General features: G+C 60.4%; 13 protein-coding genes and 1 tRNA gene. 9 read left to right on the plus strand and 5 right to left on the minus strand.

From position 1 onward, the window contains the following. The first annotated feature begins 79 nt into the window (after window positions 1-79). Complete coding sequence (locus AC0L3E_RS12425; RefSeq protein WP_473604867.1) at window positions 80-1,753, plus strand: tetratricopeptide repeat-containing sulfotransferase family protein; 1,674 nt, start codon at window positions 80-82, stop codon at window positions 1,751-1,753. A 404-nt stretch (window positions 1,754-2,157) separates the two neighbouring features. Here AC0L3E_RS12425 and AC0L3E_RS12430 read toward each other — a convergent pair whose 3' ends face one another. Further along, window positions 2,158-3,345, minus strand: a complete 1,188-nt coding sequence (locus AC0L3E_RS12430; RefSeq protein WP_127321257.1) for a porin — start codon at window positions 3,343-3,345, stop codon at window positions 2,158-2,160. 449 nt (window positions 3,346-3,794) lie between these two features. Here AC0L3E_RS12430 and AC0L3E_RS12435 point away from each other — a divergent pair. From AC0L3E_RS12435 to AC0L3E_RS12445, 3 genes are all read left to right on the plus strand, one after another. Continuing rightward, a tRNA-Ser gene (locus tag AC0L3E_RS12435) sits at window positions 3,795-3,885 on the plus strand. Between the two features lie 645 nt (window positions 3,886-4,530). Next, window positions 4,531-5,634 (plus strand): porin, encoded by a 1,104-nt coding sequence (locus tag AC0L3E_RS12440; RefSeq protein WP_473604868.1) that lies wholly within the window; start codon window positions 4,531-4,533, stop codon window positions 5,632-5,634. A 237-nt stretch (window positions 5,635-5,871) separates the two neighbouring features. Further along, window positions 5,872-6,966, plus strand: coding sequence for a tyrosine-type recombinase/integrase (locus tag AC0L3E_RS12445; protein ID WP_473604870.1), 1,095 nt, complete (start codon window positions 5,872-5,874; stop codon window positions 6,964-6,966). A gap of 59 nt (window positions 6,967-7,025) precedes the next feature. On the opposite strand, the gene AC0L3E_RS12450 is transcribed toward AC0L3E_RS12445, so the two are convergent. Together AC0L3E_RS12450 and AC0L3E_RS12455 are read right to left on the minus strand one after the other, a co-directional pair. After that, window positions 7,026-7,925 carry an alpha/beta fold hydrolase gene (locus AC0L3E_RS12450; RefSeq protein ID WP_473604871.1) on the minus strand — a complete coding sequence of 300 codons (900 nt, stop codon included), beginning with the start codon at window positions 7,923-7,925 and terminating at the stop codon, window positions 7,026-7,028. Window positions 7,926-8,157: 232 nt separating this feature from the next. Next, a complete protein-coding gene (locus AC0L3E_RS12455; RefSeq protein WP_473604872.1) occupies window positions 8,158-10,209 on the minus strand; it encodes a lytic transglycosylase domain-containing protein in 2,052 nt (683 codons plus the stop codon). Window positions 10,210-10,455: 246 nt separating this feature from the next. On the opposite strand from AC0L3E_RS12455, the gene dapA reads away from it, so the two are divergent. The 3 genes from dapA to AC0L3E_RS12470 all read left to right on the plus strand — a co-directional run bounded on the left by dapA (window position 10,456) and on the right by AC0L3E_RS12470 (window position 12,693). Beyond that, window positions 10,456-11,337: a 4-hydroxy-tetrahydrodipicolinate synthase gene (dapA, locus tag AC0L3E_RS12460; RefSeq protein WP_292657332.1), complete on the plus strand. Its 882-nt coding sequence runs from the start codon at window positions 10,456-10,458 to the stop codon at window positions 11,335-11,337. A 151-nt stretch (window positions 11,338-11,488) separates the two neighbouring features. Beyond that, a complete protein-coding gene (gene smpB, locus AC0L3E_RS12465) occupies window positions 11,489-11,968 on the plus strand; it encodes an SsrA-binding protein SmpB (protein WP_013532594.1) in 480 nt (159 codons plus the stop codon). A gap of 14 nt (window positions 11,969-11,982) precedes the next feature. Then, window positions 11,983-12,693, plus strand: a complete 711-nt coding sequence (locus tag AC0L3E_RS12470; protein WP_473604873.1) for a glycoside hydrolase family 25 protein — start codon at window positions 11,983-11,985, stop codon at window positions 12,691-12,693. Window positions 12,694-12,735: 42 nt separating this feature from the next. On the opposite strand, the gene AC0L3E_RS12475 is transcribed toward AC0L3E_RS12470, so the two are convergent. Then, window positions 12,736-13,392 (minus strand): uracil-DNA glycosylase, encoded by a 657-nt coding sequence (locus tag AC0L3E_RS12475; RefSeq protein ID WP_473604875.1) that lies wholly within the window; start codon window positions 13,390-13,392, stop codon window positions 12,736-12,738. Window positions 13,393-13,403: 11 nt separating this feature from the next. Next, window positions 13,404-13,985 (minus strand): LabA-like NYN domain-containing protein, encoded by a 582-nt coding sequence (locus tag AC0L3E_RS12480; protein ID WP_352584938.1) that lies wholly within the window; start codon window positions 13,983-13,985, stop codon window positions 13,404-13,406. 326 nt (window positions 13,986-14,311) lie between these two features. On the opposite strand from AC0L3E_RS12480, the gene rpoZ reads away from it, so the two are divergent. Both rpoZ and AC0L3E_RS12490 read left to right on the plus strand, forming a co-directional pair. Further along, on the plus strand, window positions 14,312-14,713 hold the full coding sequence (gene rpoZ, locus AC0L3E_RS12485; RefSeq protein WP_127382612.1) for a DNA-directed RNA polymerase subunit omega: 402 nt from the start codon (window positions 14,312-14,314) through the stop codon (window positions 14,711-14,713). 113 nt (window positions 14,714-14,826) lie between these two features. Continuing rightward, window positions 14,827-17,055: a RelA/SpoT family protein gene (locus AC0L3E_RS12490; protein WP_023812864.1), complete on the plus strand. Its 2,229-nt coding sequence runs from the start codon at window positions 14,827-14,829 to the stop codon at window positions 17,053-17,055. Window positions 17,056-17,092: the final 37 nt, after the last annotated feature.

Consider the following 17,092-nt stretch of genomic DNA (forward strand, 5'->3'; position numbering starts at 1 on the left):
CCGGATGGGGCGGTGCAAGTTGCCGCTGGGCAGATCCGTAACGCTGGATTCATCCGGCTCTTTTTGCTAGCGAGATATCATGAACAACCGTCTCCCGCCTGCTTGGTCAAAGCACATCAAGCCCGGACCCGCGCCGAAAGCGAAGGGGCCGATACTCAAGCTGACAGTGAGCCAAGGAAACGCTCAATCGCGAGCGCAGGCCGACGAAGCGCTGCTGAACCAGGCCTATGCCCTTCAGCAGGCCCAGCGGCTCGACGAGGCTCAGGACCTGTGCCTTCGGGTGCTGGCGCGCACGCCAAACCATCCGCTCGCTCTGTACATCCTGGGGACCCTGTACCAGCGTTACGATGACGAGATGGCCTTGCGATATTTCGCGCGGGCGGTCGGCGAGGAACCTAAAAACCCTTACTACCACCTCAGCCTCGGCGAGGCCTATGTGAAGGTCAGCGAATATTCGCCAGCCATCAAGCATATGCTGTATGCTTTGGAACTGCAGCCCCGACTTATCGAAGTGCTTTGTGCACTGGGGCGCGCCTACACCAAGTTTGACAAACCCGACATGGCTTTGCCGCTTTACGAGAAAGCGCTCAAGATCAACCGCGATCATCCCAAAGTGCGGGCGGGGCTGGCCAGCGCGCTCAGCGGCCTGGGGCGCATGGATGAGGCCGCCGCCTTTCTGAAAGAAGCAATCGGACGTCGCGTCGACGTGCCGGCTGCCTACCACGACCTCGTACAGACGAAAAAATTCACCGAAGAGCCGGAGGAACTCCAATCCATCCTGCGTGAACTCGGCAATCCCAAGCTTGATCCGGATGGTGCTTACAAGCTCCATCACGCTGCCGGCAAGGTACTGAACGACCTCAAGCGCTACAGTGAGGCATTCGACCATTTCAATAGGGGGAAACGGGCCTCCGGCTACACCTTCGACATCAATCTGTATCGCCGCTGGACCGACTCCCTGATTGAAACCTTCACGCCGGACTTTCTGGCGGCCAGGGCCGGCTATGGAAATCCTTCCGAAGTGCCTGTGTTCGTGGTCGGTATGCCGCGGTCGGGCACAACGCTCACGGAACAGATCTGCGCCAGCCATCCCGATGTTCAAGGGGCAGGCGAGCTTAACAAATTAAGGCGGGTCGCCAATGCAATCGGCCTTAAAACCTCATCGGCCGGCGATTTGAGCCGGCCGGTCATGTCGGTCACGCAAGATCTGTCCAGAACACTGGCGGAAGAGCATCTGTCCTACCTTAGGGAGTGGGCGCCTGCCGCGCTTCGCGTGGTGGACAAGATGCCGCACAATTTTGAAATGATCGGCCTTATCGGCCTTCTTTTTCCCAACGCGCGCATCATTCATTGTCGCCGTGACGCCATCGACAATTGCGTCTCTTGCTTTGTCCAGAGCTTCAACAAAGGACACAGCTACAATACTGATTTGCGAATACTAGGTCTGTACTATCGCGAGTATGACCGACTGATGCGCCATTGGAACGAGGTTTTTCCGGGCCTTATCTTCGAAAACCGCTACGAAACGCTGGTCGAGGATCAGGAGGCGCAGTCACGCCGCCTCATAGATTACCTTGGGCTGCCCTGGGATGATGCATGCCTGCGTTTTTTCGACAGGGACGGTTCGGTCAACACGCCCAGCCGCTGGCAGGTTCGCCAACCGATCTACAAATCGTCCGTCAAGCGGTGGAAGAATTATGAAGGCGAGATCCAGCCACTAATCGATGCTTTGGGCGACTTGGCGGACGCGTAATTCAAACGAGTCTGGTGTGCCTCTCATGCGCGCACGTCTCCTCGAGTTTGGTGGCACTGCTGAAATCGAGGCTGAAGAAGCGCAGGGATGCGCGTGATTTCGCACCCGATGGTACCAAACGCAATCGCTCGGTTGGTCGACTATTTTCTGCTGGTCGACGCTCGAAGCGCTTGATCGCGAACCTCCGGCGCTGCCGGACTGGCTAATAGCCCTGGTTGCCTGAGCTGTCAGGGCTCCGCCTCGTCGGCAGGCTACCGTTGGCCGCAAACATTCAAGAAGTGCAGAGGCTCCGCTGCGGGCAGTACAGATGCATTTTGACGAGTCCCTTGGAAATCCGGCATGAAAAAACCCGGCGGTTGCCCGCCGGGTTTCGATTTCGACTTGTCGCAACTTATTAGAACTTATTAGAATGAGCGCTGGAAGCGGAGGAGACCGCCGACGCTGTTCTTCTTGTCGGCCGGGGTCCAGGAGACGTTATCCGTGCTGCCGTCGCCGAACTTGCCGGCATGAAGATAGTCAACTTCGGCCGTGACGGTGAAGCCCGGGACGATGTCATAGGCAACGTTCGCTGCGACGCCGACGTTCTTCCAGTCGTCAGCAGACGCCTGAAGGTTGAACGAGGTCTTCTCGTTGAACTTGTAGGTGCCACCGCCCCACACTGCCCAGTTGCCGCCCCACTGCTTGTAGAAGCCTCGGCCGCCCGCGGGCTGATCGTAGGTCGGGTCGTTGAGGTTGTCGTCGGTGCCATAACCACCCATGATGAACAACGACAACTCGTTGGAAACGTTCACATCCAAGCGAACTTTGCCAGCGACTTCTTCGTAGTTGCTGTCATACGCAACGACACCGGTGATCGCGCCCCAGCCCTGGGTCCACTTCACGCCGCCGACAACATGCGGAACATAGCTGTCGATCGTGCCAACGCCATACTTGCCGTTGCCGAGATCGTCGACGGACCCAGCACCCGAGCCTTCTTCGAGCGAGAGCACGGCCGAGAAACCATTACCTGCGTCGAAATAGTACTGGACGACGTTGGTGTCAAAATCGCCGTAGGGAACCAGCGTATCCTGGATGACGTTGCCGGCGTAGCCGATGAACGTATCGAAGGCCGATTCGTCTTTACCGACGCGCAGACCGCCAAGCTGGATCCAGGCGAAGTTCAGCGATACGTCTTTGTTGTGCGCATCGTTCGGGCCGAAGTCGGGATCACCGTTGCTGTTGCCAAAATTGAAGCGGGTCTCGGTGTAGGTCTTCAAGGTACCGAGCTCGGTCTCCTGGCCGGTCCAGGTTTTGAGCGTGAAGCGGGTGTTCTTGTACCAGGCTCCCTGGTTCTTGCCGTCCTGCACGTCGTTGCTGCGAGCACCATCGAACGAGCCGACGTCGCCAGCGCCGATGTCGTAACGCACATAGCCGCCGATGCGCAGGCAGGTTTCGGTGCCGGGGATGTAGAAGTAGCCAGCGCCGTAGACGTCGCAAATCTTGACGTATTCAGCGGGTTCCGGCTCGGCGACGACGACGGCGTCGGCGGCGCGCGCACCGGAAACTGCGATCAGGGCCGCAGCGGAGCCGAGGAGAAGGCTCTTAATGTTCATTTTCTGACCTCCAGTCAAAAGTTAAAAAACGGGTCTGGGTATTCTTTGCTGAAGGACAGCGTTCCCTGCCCCATCCCCACTACCGAAAAAGATGCGCACCGCGCCGCTCCTTCGAAATCGACATTACCCATGAGGCGGCGGCGTTCAACCACGATCGTACCGGCGAAAGGGCTGCCTGGCTGCTATCCCCCGGCGTTGTTGCACAAATGACACGATTTGGCCTCACTCAGAAAGCTCTCGTTAACCATCAGGCCCGCGCAATCCCTTGTTTGCGTCGAATCCGGCGAAGGGCCGCCGGAATCATGGCGAGTTCCCGAGTCGCTGGCCAGAAACAACCGCAAGACCGCCACATCCATGGAAGGTCGCGGTTCGGCGCCTTCTTAATTTTTGCATTTAATGATGCGGGCTTGTTGATTGTGCCGGCGCTTTTCTTTATCCAGCGGCGCAACGGAGAGGTGGCCGAGTGGTCGAAGGCGCTCCCCTGCTAAGGGAGTAGAGGTCAAAAGCTTCTCGTGGGTTCGAATCCCATCCTCTCCGCCATCCTGCTTCTCCCATCCTCTCCGCCATCCTGCTTCGCGCTGCGCGCTTCGCAGGACAAGCCCAAACCTCCACGCGAACCAGGATGCCCTCCGAAGCCGTAGCGAAGGAGGGCCGTAAGCCCCTTAAATTCCTTGCAAAAACGGGGGTTGGCCGCAGCCTTTCCGCGAAGCAGACCAGCGACAGTTCCGACATGTGGCGAAGGCCACCAATTGTCGAGCTCGGCGCTGCCCCTCATCGCCGTGCCGGGCACTTCTCCCCGTATATGACGGGGAGAAGTGAGCCGGCCGCAGCCTCGAGGCCTGTCTGTGATGCTGGAGATTGGCGAAATCGGCGATGACAGCACCCGTCTCTCCGTCACTGTACGGGGAGAGGATGCCGGCAGGCAGGTGAGGGGCGGCGCCAGCGCTTGAAAGGGGAGATAGGGCGCTGCCATGGCGCTCGAATCAAGCCGAGGCGGCTTCATTCGGGGGTTATCTCGAATCCGGTTCCGGACACGCTTTCGCCGAAAAACGTCTTTGGTGAATGTCGGCGTGAGGGAAAAAAATCCAACGGTCGTCCGAGAAAATATAGCGATTACAGTTGATTACCACAAAAAGCACGTCGCCAGTTACGCAGTTTCGTTCGATTCTGACTGGAGGTCAGAAAATGAACATTAAGAGCCTTCTCCTCGGCTCCGCTGCGGCCCTGATCGCAGTTTCCGGTGCGCGCGCCGCCGACGCCGTCGTCGTCGCCGAGCCGGAACCCGCTGAATACGTCAAGATTTGCGACGTCTACGGCGCTGGCTACTTCTACATCCCCGGCACCGAAACCTGCCTGCGCATCGGCGGCTATGTCCGTTATGACATCGGCGCTGGTGACATTGGGTCGTTTAATGGTGCTCGTGCTATCGACCGGATGGATGGTGACGTCCAGGACACCTGGAGAAAAAATGCACGCTTCGCGCTGAAGACCTGGACCGGCCAGGAGACCGAACTCGGCACCTTGAAGACCTACACCGAGACCCGTATCAATTTCGGCAACACGAATTTTAGCGACGAAGCCTTCAATAAGGGCATTTCGCTTAATTTCGCCTGGATCCAGCTCGGTGGCCTGCGCGTCGGTAAGGACGAATCGGCGTTCGATACGTTTACCGGTTATGCTGGCAACGTCATCCAGGATACGCTCGTTCCTTACGGTGGCTTCGACACGAACGTGATTCAGTACTATTTCGACGCTGGGAACGGCTTCTCGGCTGTGGTCTCGCTCGAAGAAGGCTATGGCGACTACACGATCGACAGCTACGTCCCTCATGTCGTTGGCGGCGTGAAGTGGACGCAGGGTTGGGGTGGCATCAGCGGCGTCATTGCTTATGACAGCAACTACGAAGAAGTCGCTGGCAAAGTTCGCTTGGATGTGAACGCCACGAATGAACTTTCGCTGTTTATCATGGGTGGCTACGGCACTGATGATAATATCAACGACTTCGGCGGTGGTCGCTCCATGTACAAGCTGTGGAGCGGTAGCTGGGCCGTATGGGGCGGTGGCACCTACAAGTTCAACGAGAAGACCTCGTTCAATGCTCAGCTGTCTTATGACGATGGCAAGAACTTCGGAGCCGCGGCTAACATTGCCTACGATATCGTCCCGGGTCTGACGATCACGGCGGAAGTCGACTACCTCCATGTTGGTGATGACACCGTCTCCAACTGGACTGGCGCCGACAAAGAAAACAACATCGGCGGTATCCTCCGCTTCCAGCGCTCGTTCTAAGGGCTGGTTCCTTACAGGTGAAATCCAGCCCGGGCGCACAACGCCCGGGCTGTTTTTGTTTCGTGACTGGATCAAGGCAAACAGAAGGATGGGGGTAACGGTAGCTGAATAAATCCGTGGAATGGTTTCGTGGGATCCGCTGATGGGCGGATGAAATCACAACTGCGTGATCAAAATCTCTTGAAAGGACGCTTCCAAGCGGGTAGGGCTGACCTATCCCACTCGGGGGTGTGGCAAATGATGACGAACGAAGCGATTCAAGAGGGCGAGTCCTCTGATCATTTTTCGATGTTTTCTTCTCAAAGTCCGAAGATTCGATACACCTATAACAAGATTAGAGAAGTACAGTCGCATCGGGTCGGAGATCTTTTTTCAGCATATCGGGACATATTATGGGATGATGGGCGGCATAAGTATAATGTCAGCTCGTTCATCGGCGAAATAGACGAGATCCTCCTTGGGGAGCGTTTCAGCGCCTTTGACCAAAGTACCCTGGATAACCTTATCGGCACCTTGCGCCAGCGCGGCAACAGCAACGCAACCATCAATCGAAAGATGGCTGCCCTGAGCAAACTGCTGCGCAAGGCTCACAAGATGGGAGATATCCACAGCCTGCCCGAGTTCCGCCGCCAGAAGGAGCGGGCGGGTCGGATTCGCTTCCTCGAAAGGGACGAAGAGGCGCGCCTGTTCGCCGCCATCAAGAGCCGCAGCGAGGATGCCTACAGGCTGTCCGTCTTCCTGGTCGACACCGGATGCCGTCTCGGCGAGGCGCTCGGGCTGATCTGGAATGATATCCAGGAGCATCGCGTCAGTTTCTGGATCACCAAATCCGGCCGCAGCCGCACCATTCCGATGACCGAGCGGGTCAAGGAGGTCATCAAGCTGCCTCCCACCGAGGGTCGCCGGCCCAAGGGACCGTTCACCAAGCTCAGCCAGGCACAGTTTCGTGCAATCTGGAACGACGCGAAGGCCGAAGTCGGACTTGGCGCAGACGACCAGGTGGTGCCGCACATACTGCGCCATACCTGCGCCTCGCGCCTTGTCCAGGGCGGCATCGACATCCGGCGCGTGCAGATGTGGCTCGGCCACCAGACGTTGTCGATGACCATGCGCTACGCGCATCTGGCCACCAACGATCTCGATGGCTGTGTCATCGTGCTGGAAACACCTCGATCGACTCAGCCGGGCGGCAATCGCGCTGAAGGCTCCATGTTTTCTTCGCCTATGACGACGTCTTCGTCGCCGACGGCAGGGCGGAAAAAGAAGGACGAGGCAGCCGCCGTTGCAAAGGAGTCGCCGAAAGGGGCTCGGAAAAGTTCAAAGGCCAAGTAGGCTAAAGAATCCCCCCTATACTATCATAGCTATCCCGTGACCTTGTTTGGTCATGGGATTTACTTCAGCATATTCTTCCGCTCGGCTTGGTCGAGAAAAGCGGCTATGTCGCCCGGTAGGCTGCCGGTCTCGAGGAATGGCGCATGGCCCTGGCCCTCGACAGTGATCGTCTCCATCATGGAATGGCGCTCTCTCATCTGGTTGAGTGTGTCTATGGACAGCAATCTCGAATTGGCACCACGTATGGCGAGCAACGGGATGGCGGCCAACGCCTCGAATTGAGGCCATAGATCAGGGAGCTTCTGCGTCAGATCGAGGCTCGCCACGGTATCCACCAGCTTCGGATCGAAATCCGGCATCAGCCCATCATCCGTTTCGCGGTAGAGAGCCCATACCATGCGATCCCAATCGGCGCCGGCAAGGGCGGGGAAGTCTTCGCCATGCACGCTGCGCTGGGCGGCAATTGCCTGTGGGCGGGTTTTCGGTGCCGGGTCGCGCTCGAGATAAGACTGGATATGGGCAAGTCCGGCCGCCTCGATCACCGGCCCGATGTCGTTGAAAACAATGGCTTTCAGGACCGATGGCCGCATCATCCCGAGCACATGGATGATCAGCCCGCCGCGCGAGGTGCCGATGAAGGCCGCTTCTCCGATGTTCAACGCCGTCAGCCCGGCCAGGATGTCGCCAGCCTCCACGCCGACATTGTAGTTTTTGGCGTCGGGATCATAGGCTGACTGCCCGCGCCCACGGTAGTCGAAGGCGATTACCTTGCGCGGAGTTGCCGCATCCGTCGACAGATAGAGCGCCAGCTCGTGAAAATCCCTGGCGTTGCGGGTCAGGCCAGGCAGGCAGACAACCGGCCAGGGTCCGCTATTGGCCTCACCGTAGATGCGCGCATGAAGTTTTAGCCCATCCGGTGCACTGTAGAAGAAGTCGGAGAAATTTTGCTTGCTTGCCATCGGAATGTTCGATCTCGCTGTACCGATCTGGACAGCTACAGGCGAGGGCAGGGATGGTCAAATGAAAGGCGCTCTTGCCTTCTCCCCTTGTGGGAGAAGGTGGATCGGCGCGCTAGCGCCGAGACGGATGAGGGGTGTTCCAGCGAAGTGAGGCGTTGGCGTTCCCTGGAACCCCCCTCATCCGTGGCCTTCGGCGACACCTTCTCCCACAAGGGGAGAAGGACAGAAAGCCTCAGCTCCGCCCGCTCACCAGATCCCCGACAATGTCGTATTTGCCCGAAATACGCATCTTGTAGACCTCGTAATTCTCCATCACGCGCTGAACGTAACTCCTTGTTTCCGTATAGGGAATCCGCTCGATCCAGTCGACGACCGCGTCGATGTCCTTGCCGCGCGGGTCGCCATATCTGGCCACCCACTGGCTGGCTCGGTTGGGGCCGGCATTGTAGCCGGCGAAGGTCAGCACGTAGGAGCCGTTGAAGCGATCGAGCTGTTCGCCGAGGAAGGCTGAGCCAAGCGTCGCATTGTAGCCGGCATCGGTGGTCAGCCGTGTTTGCGAAAACTGCAGCCCGGCCTTCTTCGCCAGTTGCCTTGCGGTTCCCGGCATCAGCTGCAGCAGCCCGCGCGCGCCGGCGCTGGACACGGCGCCGATGTTGAATTCGCTTTCCTGACGGGCGATCGCATAGGCCAGGGCCTTGCCCGAGCCGGAAATGTCGGCCGAATCGGGAATGACGCCGAGCGGATGCGACAATGCGCCGACATCGATGCCACGCGCGCCGGCGATCTTGCCGATTTTCAGCGCCATGAAATGGTTCCCTTGCTTTTCCGCAAGGACAGCCAGCAGCGCCAGTTCGCCCGGACTGGTCAACTGTCCGGCAAGGTCGCGATAGAGCGTCTCGGCATAGCGGTCGTAGCCCGCCTCCTGCAGCCGCTTGATGGCGCTGACGGCCTCGCGGCCGGCAAAATTCTGCCGGTCGGCGGCACTTGGCGAGGGGTAGGCGATGTTCAGCGCCTGCCGGCCCACGCGTTCGGCGGCAAGCTGACCGTAGAATGTCGTGCCATAGGCAGCGGCGCGCGCAAAATAGTCCTTTGCATTGCCCGGACCGCCGACTTCCGCCGCACGGCCGAGCCAGTAATAGGCGCGCGACAGCGTCATCGGCCCCTGGGCGAGGTCCGCGATGCGAGCGAAATGACTGGCCGCGGTTTTTGGGTCGTTCAGGCCGCGCAGCGCGTACCAGCCAGCATGGAATTCGGCGTCTGCCGCATTGGCGGCACTTTCGGCAGCGTGTGTGGCGACGATCTTGTACGCGGTCTTCATGTCGCCCTGGTCTACCAGTTCGCGCGACAGCACCCGGCGCTCGACCCACCAGGCATCCGGATCGACGAGAGCGTCGCGATCGGTCGGCGCCTGCATCACAATGGCGGCGGCCCCGGCAAAATCCTCCTGCTTGCGCAGATATTCGGCCTGCGCGAAGAAGTAGCCGGCCGAACGTTGCATTGCCGGCACGGCCTTCAGCAGCTTTGGCGCGTTCTTGTCGCCTTTGTCGGCCGCCGCCCAGGCCTCGGCGAGCTGCTGGGCGCCGGCCAGGCCGGCGACGCGCAAGGCGGAATTCGCGCGGTCGGCATAGAACATGCGCTCCATGCGAAAACGGTGGTCGGTGGCCGGGATCAAGCTGCCGAATTCCTTGATCAGCGCCGCCTCGTCCCTGGCCTCCAGGATCGCGGTGCGCCAGAAGGGCGACAGCACCGAGCGTGCCGCCTTGATATTGCCTGACGCCACATAGGCGCGGGCAAGAACCATCACGCCTTCGAATGTCTGCGGCTGGCTGCCGTCGAACGCCCTGATAACGATGCCGGGGGCAGGGTTCTCGCGATAGAGTGCGCGCTCGCTGTTCCTGCGCAGGGCGACGGTGCCCGGCCAATTGGGCAGAATCTTGGCCGCAGCAGTGATATCGCCGCTCGGAACCTTGTCGCCGCCATAAAGCGCGATCGCCCAGGCAAGGATATGCTGGTCGAGCGACTGAGCGGGAAGGGTATCGCGCACTCCACGAGCGCGGGGACTATCGCCCGCCGCCAACGCATCCAGCCCGCTTTTCAGGGGGGCGACGTCAGGCAAGGGCGCCTGTCGCGTCCTATCCTGCAGGTCTGGCAGCGCAATTGCAGCGCCTGGCATCGGAATGGCCGAGGTGACCCGTACGTCCACGCTACCGCTGATCGCCATGCCCGGCATCAGCGCGAGCGTGGCGCCAAGCAGCGCGAGAATGTGAGGCCGACCGCCCGGCATGATCCTTAAGTCTTTCCTTGTCCTGGCATTCCACAGGCTGGCGAAGATGCCTCGAAGCCTAAACTTAGGTCGTGAAGAGCCCGTAAACAAAGGGTTAGCGAGGCTGTTCGAATTGCGCTTGCTGGCACCATGCAATGCTTGCCGCGCAACCATGTCGAGACTATGGTGCGCCGCTTCGCTTTCGGTTAGAAGGCGCGACCACAAACACCGACACAAAACACCAGAAGTGCCAAGGAGTTGGACGACATGCTGAGAGGCTCGCTTACTGCGCTCGTGACACCGTTCGAAAAGAGCGGGCGTTTCGACGAGAAAGCCTTTCGCGCGTTCGTCGAATGGCAACTCTCAGAGGGCACGACGGGCCTGGTGCCGGTCGGCACCACCGGCGAGTCGCCGACGCTGTCGCATGACGAGCACCGCCAGGTCGTCAAGGTGTGTATCGAGGTGGCCAAGGGCCGCGTTCCGGTCGTCGCCGGCGCCGGCTCCAACAACACCGAGGAAGCAGTCGGCCTCGTGCAGTATGCCGAGAAGGCCGGCGCCGATGCCGCCCTCGTCGTCACGCCCTACTACAACAGGCCGACACAGCGCGGTCTTTACGAGCATTTCGCGGCGGTCGCCAAGGCGACCAAGCTGCCGATCATCATCTACAACATCCCGCCGCGCTCGGTCATCGACATGATGCCGGACACGATGGGCCGGCTCGTGCACGACTTCAAGAACATTGTCGGCGTCAAGGATGCCACCGGCAAGGTCGAAAGGGTCTCCGAGCAGCGCGCCACGTGCGGCAAGGATTTCATCCAGCTTTCGGGCGAGGACGCTTCGGCGCTCGGCTTCAACGCCCATGGCGGCGTCGGCTGTATTTCGGTGACGTCGAACGTCGCGCCGCGGCTCTGCGCCGAATTCCAGGAGGCAACGCTTGCCGGCGACAGCGTCAAGGCGCTGGATCTGCAGGATCGCCTGCTGCCGCTGCACAAGGCGATCTTCATCGAGCCTGGCGTTTCCGGCGCCAAATACGCGCTGTCGAAGCTAGGCAAGGTCGAAAACGTGCTGCGCTCGCCGCTGGTGACGATCGAACAGTCGACTGCCGACAAGATCGATGCGGCTATGAAGCACGCCGGCTTGATTAATTAGCGAGCCCGTTTGGAAACTCTACTCCTGCGGCCATCTGAAGGCGTCACCTGCGCTTCCGGTGCTCACGTACTATATGTACGCTCCGCTCCGGTTCTCGATGACACCATCATCTGACTCGCAGGAGCGAGTTTCGAAACGGACTCTAAGCATCATGAACCAGGTCAGAAAAGCCGATCCCAACAACAAGACCGTTTCGGAAAACCGTAAGGCGCGGTTTTCCTATGAGGTGCTTGACACGGTCGAGGCCGGTCTGGTGCTGACCGGCACCGAGGTCAAGTCGCTGCGCCAGGGCCAGGCCAACATCCAGGACAGCTATGCCTCGGTCGAAGGTGGCGAGATCTGGCTGATCAATTCCTATCTGCCGGAATATCTGCAGGCCAACCGCTTCAACCATGAGCCGCGCCGGCGCCGCAAGCTGCTGCTCAACAAGCGCGAGATGGCGAAACTGTCACAGAGTGTCGACCGCGAAGGCATGACACTGGTGCCGCTGAAAATCTATTTCAACGACCAGGGCCGCGCCAAGCTGCTGCTCGCTGTCGGCCGCGGCAAGAAACTGCACGACAAGCGCGAATCCGAGAAGCAGCGCGATTGGTCGCGCGAGAAGGGCCGGCTGTTAAAAGAGCGTGGGTAGGCGGGGCCATTCGCTTGAAGAACCGGATTGTCCTCTTTGGTTTGGCCAGCCTGGTCTTGTTGTGTTTCCTTGCAGCAGGCGGCTATCTCTATTTCAGGTCATTCTCGCCGGATCGCGATAAATATCCGGTCAGGGGCATCGACGTCTCCCATCATCAGGGCCAGATCGATTGGCGGCGCGTAGCCGCCGACGATGTCGCCTTTGCCGTCATCAAGGCGACCGAAGGCGGCGATCATGTCGATGATGCTTTCGCACGGAATCTGGAAGAGGCCCGGGCCGCCGGTCTCGCCGTCGGCGCCTATCACTTTTTCACCTTTTGCCGGCCGGGTGCGGACCAGGCGAAGAATTTCATCTCGGTGGTGCCGCACGATCAGTCCCTGCTGCCACCCGTGGTCGATATCGAATTCGGCGGCAACTGCCCGCAGCGGCCGACGCCCGAACAATTGAACGCCGAACTGGCCGCGTTCCTCGCTCCAGTCGAGGCGGCGTTCGGCAAGCCTGCGATTGTCTATCTGACCGACGATGCAGCAGAAGCCTATGCCGGGCGCATTGCTGCCCGTCCGCTCTGGCTCCGCTCATTGCTCCTGGAGCCGGATCGCGACGACTGGGTCTACTGGCAGTACCACAACAGGGGTCGCGTTGACGGCATCAATGGCGATGTCGACCTGAATGTGCTGCAGGGTGGGCCAGCCATGTTGGATGCGCTGAATGAACTGCCGCGCTGAGTTGATGTCTGGCGGACACCAACTCTAATTACTCAAAAACATTTATGTCCGCAAGAATTCCGCTATCTGGCTGAAAACGCTAACGAACATCGCCTCGGTCAGCACGCCGGTATTGGTGTTGTAGCGTGAGCAGTGATAGCTCGAAAACAGCGTGATGCCACCGGCCGGCAGCTGCCCGCCATGCTTGAACGGGTAGGCGGCGACGCGCCCACCCAGTGCCCGCACGGTCGACTGGTGCGCGATCGATCCCAGTGCCAGCACGGCGCGCAAATTGGGAAACCGGGCGATCGTCGGCACCAGGAATGTCCGGCACGTGGCGATCTCGGCGCCCACCGGTTTGTTCTCCGGCGGCACGCAGCGCACCGCATTGGTGATTGCGGTTCCGACAAGCTCCAATCCGTCATCGGGCCTGGCCTTGAATTCACCGCGCGCAAAACCGTGCGAAATCAGCGTCGAGTAGAGCAGGTCGCCGGCATAGTCGCCGGTGAAGGGCCGTCCTGTGCGGTTCGCGCCGCGCAGCCCGGGCGCCAACCCGACGATCAGAAGCCGGACGGCGTCGTCGCCTTCCGGCGGCAAAAAAGTCGGCACCGGTGCGTTGAACCAGGATGGTTCGCGCTGCCGCCACTCGGCGATGAAGTCGTGCAGCCGCGGGCAGAGTGGGCAGTCGCGACTAGGCTCTGAGGCGCAAAGGGCGGTCAAGGCGACCGGCCTCAGTAATCATCCTCGTCGACTTCGGCCGGCTCGGGCTTGCGCACCAGCCGCTCGGACGGATCGCGGCCAACGTCGTTCTTCAAGGTCGTCAGGTCGATGAAATGGTCAGCCTGGCGGCGCAGATCGTCGGAGATCATCGGCGGCTGCGAGGCCATGGTCGAGACGATCGACACCTTGCGGCCGCGCCGCTGCAGCGCCTCGACCAGCGTGCGGAAATCGCCGTCGCCGGAAAAGATGACATAGTGGTCGACGACATCGGCGAGCTCCAGCGCATCGACCGTGAGCTCGATGTCCATATTGCCCTTGATCTTGCGGCGGCCGGTCGAGTCGGTGAATTCCTTGGCCGGCTTGGTGACCACCTTGAAGCCGTTATAGTCGAGCCAGTCGATCAGCGGACGGATCGAGGAGTATTCCTGATCCTCGACCAGCGCCGTGTAATAATAGGCGCGCAGGAGATAGCCACGTTTCTGGAAGCTCGACAGGAGCTTGCGATAGTCGATGTCGAAGCCGAGCGCGCGCGACGTCGCATAGAGATTGGCGCCGTCGATGAATAGGGCGATTTTTTCACGAGGGTCGAACATGGAAAATATTCCTTCTCGAAATAAACGGCCGTCTAAACGAAATGCGATAGCGACGTTCGGTCAGGCTCATAATAAACCGGCTGACCTCTATGTATCCGAGATAGCGCCAGATTCACGGCAATCCAAGGGCGCGTGCGGCACTGCAAGCAATTGTGATCGGGACGCCGAACACATAAGCACAGCCAGTTTTTGCCGAATCGGGTGTTTCAACGAAGGATTGGGCGCCCTGCAGCCCGGCCATTGCCATGATGCTTGTATTTTGGCGGCGTTCGGGTTATGGACCGCGCCTGTTTTCCATCAAATCCATCGCATGAAAGGGGCAATCCATGGCCCGCGTAACCGTTGAAGATTGCATCGACAAGGTCGACAACCGCTTCGAACTGGTGCTGCTTGCCGGCCACCGTGCCCGGCAGATCAGCCAGGGCGCGCCGATCACCGTGCCGCGTGACAACGACAAGAACCCGGTCGTGGCGCTGCGCGAGATCGCCGATGAGACGCTGTCGCCCGACGACCTCAAGGAAGATCTGATCCATTCGCTGCAGAAGCATGTCGAGGTCGACGAGCCCGAGGCCGATGGCGAGGCGATTGCCGATCAGACCGGCACCGCCGTTGCTGCCACCGATGCCGACGACACCGAGGAGAACATCACCTTCGACCGCATGACCGAGGAAGATCTCCTGGCCGGCATCGAGGGTCTGGTGCCACCGGAAAAGAGCGACGACTACTAAGAGCCTGGATCAAGCATCCGGCACTTCCGTCCTGGCAGTTTCGTGGCTATCTATGACATGCGCCGTACAGCAGTGCGGCGCATGATTCATTTCACCGCTGCGAGATCTCGCCCATGATGCGTCAGTATGAGCTTGTCGAGCGCGTCCAGCGCTACAAGCCTGACGTCAACGAGGCGTTGCTCAACAAGGCCTATGTCTATGCCATGCAGAAGCATGGCCACCAGAAGCGCGCTTCCGGCGACCCGTATTTCTCGCACCCGCTCGAAGTCGCCGCCATCCTCACCGAGATGCATATGGACGAGGCGACGATCGCGGTCGCCCTGCTGCACGACACGATCGAGGACACGACCGCCACACGGGCCGAGATCGACGATCTGTTCGGCCCCGAAATGGGCAAGCTGGTCGAGGGCCTGACCAAGCTGAAGAAGCTCGATCTCGTCTCGAAGAAGGCCGAGCAGGCGGAAAACCTGAGAAAGCTTCTGCTGGCGATTTCAGAAGATGTCCGCGTGCTGCTGGTCAAGCTCGCCGACCGCCTGCACAATATGCGCACCCTCGACCACATGCCGGAGGCCAAGCGCCTGCGCATCGCCGAGGAGACGATGGATATCTACGCGCCGCTGGCCGGCCGCATGGGCATGCAAGGCATGCGCGAGGAGCTGGAAGAGATCGCCTTCCGCTTCATCAATCCGGAAGCCTATCGCGCCGTCACCGCACGGCTTGCCGAAATCTTCGAGCGCAACAAGGGCGTGCTGACGGACATCGAAAAGGCGCTGTCCACGCTGTTCGAGAAGCATGCGATCAACGCCGGCGTGAAGAGCCGGCAGAAGAAGCCGTGGTCGGTGTTCCGCAAGATGGAGGCCAAGGCGCTGTCCTTCGAGCAGCTCTCGGATATTTTCGGCTTCCGCGTCGTCGTCGACACGGTCGAGGATTGTTACAGGGCGCTTGGCGCCATCCACACCGCGTGGTCGATGGTGCCGGGCCGCTTCAAGGACTACATCTCGACGCCGAAGCAGAACGATTATCGGTCGATCCACACCACCATCGTCGGCCCGTCGCGCCAGCGTGTCGAGCTGCAAATCCGCACCCGCGAGATGAACAAGATCGCCGAATACGGCGTCGCCGCCCATTCGATCTACAAGGACACCGGCGGCAAGACGAATGGCGCCGCCCACGCGATTTCGAAGGAAACCAACGCCTATGCCTGGCTGCGGCGCACCATCGAGCAGCTTGCCGAAGGCGACAACCCCGAGGATTTCCTCGAAAATACCAAGCTGGAGCTGTTCCAGGACCAGGTGTTCTGCTTCACCCCGAAAGGCATGTTGATTGCGCTGCCGCGCGGCGCGACGCCGATCGATTTCGCCTACGCGGTGCACACCGATGTCGGCGACACCTGCGTCGGTGCCAAGGTCAACGGCCGCATCATGCCGCTGATGACGGAGCTGAAGAACGGCGATGAGGTCGAGATCATCCGCTCCAAGGCGCAGGTGCCGCCGGCGGCATGGGAATCGGTCGTCGTCACCGGCAAGGCGCGCTCGGCCATCCGCCGTGCCACCAAGAACGCCATCCGCAAGCAATATTCGGGTCTCGGCATCCGCATCCTGGAACGCGCCTTCGAGCGTGCCGGCAAGACCTTCACCAAGGAGAGCCTGAAGCAGGTGCTGCACAGGCTGGCGCGCAAGGACATCGAGGATGTGCTGGCCTCCGTCGGGCGCGGCGAGCTCGCCTCCACCGACGTCATGAAGGCGGTATTCCCCGACTACAAGGATGAGCGCGTCACCACGGCCGTCCCCAAGCCGCGCGAGGAGGGCTGGTCGAAGATCCGCAATGCGGCCGGCATGTTGTTCCAGATTCCGGGTCGCGCCGCGCGCAAGGACAAGGACCAGCCACGCGATGGCGCCGTGCCGATCCGCGGCGTGCGCGGTGATCTGCCTGTGCGTTTCGCGCCGGAAGGGGCAGTGCCTGGCGATCGCATCGTCGGCATCGTCCAGCCGGGCACCGGCATCACCATCTATCCGATCCAGTCGCCGGCGCTGCAGGCGTTCGACGACCAGCCCGAGCGCTGGATAGACGTGCGCTGGGACATCGACGAGCGCACCAAGGAACGCTTTCCGGCGCGTGTCTCGGTCACCGCCATCAACGCGCCGGGGTCACTCGCCGATATAGCGCAGGTGGTTGCCTCGAACGACGCCAATATCCATACGCTGTCGATGGTGCGCACTGCGCCCGACTTCACCGAAATGCTGATCGATCTCGAAGTCTGGGATCTCAAGCACCTCAACCGGCTGCTGTCGCAGCTCAAGGACAATTCGAGCGTCAGCGACGCAAGACGCGTCAATGGCTAGATCATGCTCCGGTTTCGGACAAAGTCATGGTCAATCA

Source organism: Mesorhizobium sp. WSM4822, assembly GCF_055811155.1.